The organism is Providencia sp. PROV156, from assembly GCF_028480905.1.
Classification (GTDB): domain Bacteria; phylum Pseudomonadota; class Gammaproteobacteria; order Enterobacterales; family Enterobacteriaceae; genus Providencia; species Providencia hangzhouensis.
Genome location: NZ_JAMPPE010000052.1, coordinates 1 through 4,360, shown reverse-complemented (window position 1 = coordinate 4,360; position 4,360 = coordinate 1). Strand labels below are relative to the sequence as shown.

The following is a 4,360-nucleotide window of genomic DNA, read 5'->3' as shown; positions in this document are numbered from 1 at the left end:
TTAGATTGTCCCTCTAAGACACGGAATCGGTGGTTAAACCACATCAACCAAGCAAGAATTATTTCGCTTGTTTTTTTCAGGAGACAAATCAGGGAGATAAGTGAGAACATAAAGGAAGTGGTGCTGATAGGCAGATTCGAACTGCCGACCTCACCCTTACCAAGGGTGTGCTCTACCAACTGAGCCATATCAGCACATCTTGGAGCGGGCAGCGGGAATCGAACCCGCATCATCAGCTTGGAAGGCTGAGGTAATAGCCATTATACGATGCCCGCAATGAACTCGGCTACCTGAGTTATCAGCTGTTAAACTGTTCCTCAAAATTTTCTCTTAAGAAAATTTCTTGGAGATGGTGGTGGGAGAAGGATTCGAACCTTCGAAGTCTGTGACGGCAGATTTACAGTCTGCTCCCTTTGGCCGCTTGGGTATCCCACCTATCCAAATTTTTAATGGTGCCGGCACCAAGAGTCGAACTCGGGACCTACTGATTACAAGTCAGTTGCTCTACCAACTGAGCTATGCCGGCATCAAGTGCTGCGCATTCTAGGTAGAGTCGGCGCAGGTTGCAACAAAAAAATTAACTTTTTTGTTTGTTCGCTCACATTTTGTTCGCTTTTCGCATTTTTGTTGATTTTTTAACTGTTTTAAGCTTAAAACATCAACAGCAGCTGTTAACTATAGTCCATTATCATTTGGTCAGTAAAGGGAGAAAGAGACTTAAAATTTTTAAAATCATTATTTTTTATTCGATATCACAGTTTTCCCCTCTTATTCTTAGGCGTTTTTTTCATCACTCAGTATCATTTTTTCTGCCTACATCAAAAAAAACTGATAAAAAATAGAAAAAAACCTACGCCTCCCCACTTTCCCTCGCTATGATGCTAGCAAATTTTATGGATACGGGTGTTTAGGCAACCTGTCCAACCTGCATAAAATAGGCAGATGTTGGTTTATGAAAAAGAAAGAAAATTTTATTACTACGCCATACTTAGAGTTTGATAGAGAACACTGGGCAACTTTACGTGATTCAGTACCGCTTACATTAACATCGAGTGAACTTCTAGAGTTAAAAGGGATTAACGAAGAACTCTCTATGGAAGATGTTATAGAAATTTATCTACCTTTATCGCGTTTACTGAATTTTTATATTAGTTCAAACTTACGTCGTCAGGCTGTTCTAGAGCAATTCCTTGGAACTAATGGCGCAAAAGTGCCTTATATTATTGGTATAGCAGGTAGTGTGGCCGTTGGTAAAAGTACAACAGCACGTTTACTTCAAGCGCTACTCACTCGTTGGCCTGAACACCGTAAAGTTGACTTGATCACAACTGATGGTTTTTTACATCCTAATCAAGTATTAAAAGATAGAAATATCATGAAGAAAAAAGGTTTTCCGCAATCTTATGATATGCGAAAACTAGTCAACTTCGTGTCGCAAATAAAATCAGGTGCACGTAATGTTAAGGCTCCGGTTTATTCGCATTTAACGTATGACATTGTCCCTGATGAAGAACAGGTAATTGATCAACCTGATATTTTAATACTCGAAGGGCTGAATGTCTTACAAAGTGATATGGATTATCCACAAGACCCCCATCATGTATTTGTATCTGACTTTGTTGATTTCTCCATTTATGTTGATGCTGCACCTGAATTATTAAAGCAATGGTATATCGGTCGGTTCCTTAAATTTAGGCAAGGTGCATTCTCAGATCCTGATTCTTACTTCCATAGTTATTCTAAACTTAGGGAAGAAGAGGCAATTAATATTGCTAGCTCTATTTGGGATGAAATTAATGGGCTAAACCTTGAAGAAAATATATTACCAACAAAGGAAAGAGCCAGTTTAATTATGACTAAAGGTGAGAATCATTCTATTCAGAGTGTTAGATTAAGAAAGTGATTATTTATATTGACCGATTTCTCCCCGGCCAATAATATATTATTCATTTGGTCTTAAAGATATTTCACCACCAATATAGGGAATTATTTCGCCATTATCCTTCTGTAGCAATAATGCACCTTGCTCATTAATCCCACGTTCGATACCTGAAATTATTTCGCTACCAATCAATAGCTTAACACTTCTATCTAAAAAATTATCTAATTCAATCCATCTTTCTAAAAATGGTTTTAACCCTTCCTTTTCAAATAAAACCAATGAATTCCTCAAAGCTTGAATTATATTTGCTGATAATTCATTTCTCTCTATATTTTCAAATTCGTCAGATAGAGAGGACCAGGCTTGAGTTATGTTTTCGCTACTGTCAGAATTTTCTTTATTCATGCCAATATTAATACCAATACCGATAATAATATGAGCTGCATCCCCTGTTTTACCCGTTAATTCAACCAAAATTCCTGCAAGCTTTTTATCATTCATATATAGGTCATTAGGCCATTTGACTTTGACTTTATTACCAATTAATTTATTTAACGTTTCAGCGACAACAATACCAACAACTAAGCTTAACCCTATTGCCGCCGCAGGACCTTGGTCTAATTTCCAGTACATGGATAAGTAAAGGTTACATCCAAATGGTGATATCCATTGCCTTCCTCTTCTGCCTCGCCCAGCACTTTGATACTCAGCAAGACACGTATCCCCTGACTGTAATTCAGTAATTCTCTCCAACATGTACTGATTAGTAGAATCAATAACAGGTTCAACTATAATATTTACGTCATCAACTCGCTGTTTTATTGTATCTTCGTTAAGTAGGTTAATAGGATAAGGTAGCTTATACCCTTTACTGGTTACCGTTTGTACATTCACTCCCCACGAACGTAGCGTTTTTATATGCTTATTGATCGCTGCGCGGGTCATCCCTAGTTTATCTCCTAGCTGTTCTCCTGAATGCACTTGTGCATCGGCCAAGATATTTATGAGATCTAGTGGGGTGTTTCTTTCTTTCATTGAATACATTCCATTGCGTTGATTTCGCCATTTTTACCAATAAACCTGACCTCTGGCTCTAAATGTATACCAAAACGCTCTAAAACCTTTTGGCTCACATATTTTGCTAGATTGACAATGTCTTGCCCTGTTGCTCGGTTTTTATTAATTAAAACCAATGCTTGCTGTTTATGTACCGCAGCACCACCGATTTCATGACCTTTCAGACCACATTGGTCGATAAGCCACCCTGCTGCTAGCTTTACGCTTCCATCTTCTTGGTTATATTGAGGACAATTTGGATAAGCTATTTTTATGGCTTGTGCTTTTTCTGCTGAAATAATAGGATTTTTAAAGAAACTCCCTGCATTACCTGTTATTGCCGGATCAGGTAATTTACTTCTACGCGTTTGGCATACAGAGTTAAATACTTGTTCTGGTGTTACTGTATTGGAGTCAAGCTGAGCAAGATCACCATATATAAGCTTAGGCGTCCATTCTTTAGCAAGTTTTAACCCAACACTGATAATGACATGGCCATATTGATATTCATGCTTAAAAATGCTATCACGGTAGCCAAACTGACACTCTATAGCTGTTAGCCGTGTTACTTTACCCGTATCTAGAGAAAGTACATCAACATACTGACATATATCTTTTAGCTCTAAACCGTAAGCACCAATATTTTGAATGGGCGCAGAACCTACACAACCTGGGATCAACGCTAAATTTTCTGCACCACAAACACCTTCAATCAATAACGTTTCAAGTAATTGATGCCAATTTTCACCTGCTTGGGCATGAACATACCAATAGCTGCTATCTTCTGTTATTTGTATACCCTTTAGCTGATTGATAATTACTACACCTGCGAAGTCTTCAACAAATAGAACATTGCTTCCCCCTCCTAATAATAATACTGGGAGTTGCTGATTTTTAGCCTCGCTCCATTGCTGGAGTAGAGATTCTTGGTTATCCACAAAAACAATTGATAGTGCTTTTGCTTGAATGCCAAAGCTATTAAATGATTTAAGTTCAGACGTTAGGTTCATTACAGCCTTCAGTACAAATAAAACAAAGATAAGATAAGTCTATCAGGCTGGATTAAGAGTGAATAGCAGGATTAAGAAAATAAGATAATTAGTGAAAATTACTCTATTAGTAGAATGCAAAAAGCCACCCAATGGGTGGCCTCTTTATATTTAAAACCTAGCAGTTCCCTACTCTCACATGGGGAGACCCCACACTACCATCGGCGCTACGGCGTTTCACTACTGAGTTCGGCATGGGGTCAGGTGGGACCACCGCGCTATTGCCGCTAGGTAAATTCTTTTTAAATGCCGATTATATGGTGCTGATACCCAGATTCGAACTGGGGACCTCACCCTTACCAAGGGTGTGCTCTACCAACTGAGCCATATCAGCAATATGGTGCGGTCAGTTAGTACTGACACAACCTTAAAA

The 4,360-nt window shown here is 38.5% G+C and carries 3 protein-coding genes, 5 tRNA genes and 1 rRNA gene; 1 reads left to right on the top strand and 8 read right to left on the bottom strand.

Annotated features, from left to right (window positions below; genetic code table 11):
- Positions 1-118: 118 nt before the first annotated feature.
- The 4 genes from PSF31_RS20950 to PSF31_RS20935 all read right to left on the bottom strand — a co-directional run bounded on the left by PSF31_RS20950 (position 119) and on the right by PSF31_RS20935 (position 526).
- A tRNA-Thr gene (locus tag PSF31_RS20950) sits at positions 119-194 on the bottom strand.
- Positions 195-200: 6 nt separating this feature from the next.
- Positions 201-275 (bottom strand) — tRNA-Gly (locus PSF31_RS20945).
- Between the two features lie 75 nt (positions 276-350).
- Positions 351-435 (bottom strand) — tRNA-Tyr (locus PSF31_RS20940).
- Between the two features lie 15 nt (positions 436-450).
- Positions 451-526, bottom strand: a tRNA-Thr gene (locus tag PSF31_RS20935).
- Positions 527-952: 426 nt separating this feature from the next.
- Between PSF31_RS20935 and coaA the strand changes: the two genes are divergently transcribed.
- Positions 953-1,903 carry a type I pantothenate kinase gene (coaA, locus tag PSF31_RS20930; protein WP_004264367.1) on the top strand — a complete coding sequence of 317 codons (951 nt, stop codon included), beginning with the start codon at positions 953-955 and terminating at the stop codon, positions 1,901-1,903.
- A gap of 39 nt (positions 1,904-1,942) precedes the next feature.
- On the opposite strand, the gene birA is transcribed toward coaA, so the two are convergent.
- The 4 genes from birA to PSF31_RS20910 all read right to left on the bottom strand — a co-directional run bounded on the left by birA (position 1,943) and on the right by PSF31_RS20910 (position 4,321).
- Positions 1,943-2,917: a bifunctional biotin--[acetyl-CoA-carboxylase] ligase/biotin operon repressor BirA gene (gene birA, locus PSF31_RS20925; RefSeq protein WP_096865227.1), complete on the bottom strand. Its 975-nt coding sequence runs from the start codon at positions 2,915-2,917 to the stop codon at positions 1,943-1,945.
- Positions 2,914-3,948 carry a UDP-N-acetylmuramate dehydrogenase gene (murB, locus tag PSF31_RS20920; RefSeq protein ID WP_096865226.1) on the bottom strand — a complete coding sequence of 345 codons (1,035 nt, stop codon included), beginning with the start codon at positions 3,946-3,948 and terminating at the stop codon, positions 2,914-2,916. Before murB ends, birA begins: the two co-directional genes overlap by 4 nt.
- A 155-nt stretch (positions 3,949-4,103) precedes the next feature.
- Positions 4,104-4,219, bottom strand: a 5S ribosomal RNA gene (gene rrf, locus PSF31_RS20915).
- Between the two features lie 26 nt (positions 4,220-4,245).
- Positions 4,246-4,321, bottom strand: a tRNA-Thr gene (locus tag PSF31_RS20910).
- Positions 4,322-4,360: the final 39 nt, after the last annotated feature.

Excerpts from the sequence above, each read along its gene's own strand:
- coaA (WP_004264367.1), top strand. The coding sequence starts at position 953 with ATGAAAAAGAAAGAAAATTTTATTACTACGCCATACTTAGAGTTTGAT.
- birA (WP_096865227.1), bottom strand. The coding sequence starts at position 2,917 with ATGAAAGAAAGAAACACCCCACTAGATCTCATAAATATCTTGGCCGAT.
- murB (WP_096865226.1), bottom strand. The coding sequence starts at position 3,948 with ATGAACCTAACGTCTGAACTTAAATCATTTAATAGCTTTGGCATTCAA.